The organism is Phaeobacter sp. B1627, assembly GCF_006265095.1.
Lineage (GTDB): Bacteria > Pseudomonadota > Alphaproteobacteria > Rhodobacterales > Rhodobacteraceae > Epibacterium.
Genome location: NZ_VCNK01000010.1, coordinates 1 through 722, shown reverse-complemented (window position 1 = coordinate 722; position 722 = coordinate 1). Strand labels below are relative to the sequence as shown.

Genomic DNA, 722 nt, shown 5'->3' with positions numbered 1-722 from the left:
TATTTTTAGGGGGGATTACCGGGCGACCGACACTCTGACGGTCATTAGCAACAACCCATCGCATTGCGTCATCTCAAAAAGCGTTTCAGTTCAACCTCCCATCGCAGTAGTTCCGCGAAAAGAGCGTTCGAGGTTTCTCCTTTTAGGTGCACCAAAAACACACATCACCATTCAAATTTTTGCAACCCGCGTGATGCCTGCGCCCGGTAATCCTGCGCCTTATCTATATGATTTCAGGTACAGCTTTTCTCTACCGGCCGTTTTTCCGCTTGCAGCCCCCCGCAATCCTGCTTAGAACGCCTCACACCACATCTGTGCCCAGATGGCGGAATGGTAGACGCGCTAGCTTCAGGTGCTAGTGTCCGCAAGGACGTGGAGGTTCGAGTCCTCTTCTGGGCACCATTTGACTTTCAGAGGTGGATAGAAACCGTAAGGCCTTGAACGGTAAGGTGGTTTCTACAGTTCGAAGTCCGGTTTCCCGCGACACACTCAGAGGGTCTGAAAAGGCCATACGCAGCACCGTTCTCTTGAGTTCGTAGGAGCCTTTTTCCCAAATGTTCCAAGGGCTTGCCAAAAATTTCATAGAAAGTTCGAACATTTCGTCGAATTTCCCCTCCGGAACGGCTTGCTGGGCAAGTTTTTCCTCCAAAGCGGCGGTTTCAGAGCGCAACTCCGCGATCCTCGTTTCGTAGGCGTGGGCCGTCTCTTCATGTTGAGTTCGA

The 722-nt window shown here is 51.7% G+C and carries 1 protein-coding gene and 1 tRNA gene; both read left to right on the top strand.

Annotated features, from left to right (window positions below; translation table 11 throughout):
• Positions 1–295, top strand: a 295-nt coding sequence (locus FGE21_RS20190; RefSeq protein WP_218062769.1) for a hypothetical protein, incomplete at its 5' end; no start/stop codon positions are given.
• Positions 296–316: 21 nt separating this feature from the next.
• Positions 317–402 (top strand) — tRNA-Leu (locus tag FGE21_RS06595).
• Positions 403–722 lie beyond the last annotated feature (320 nt).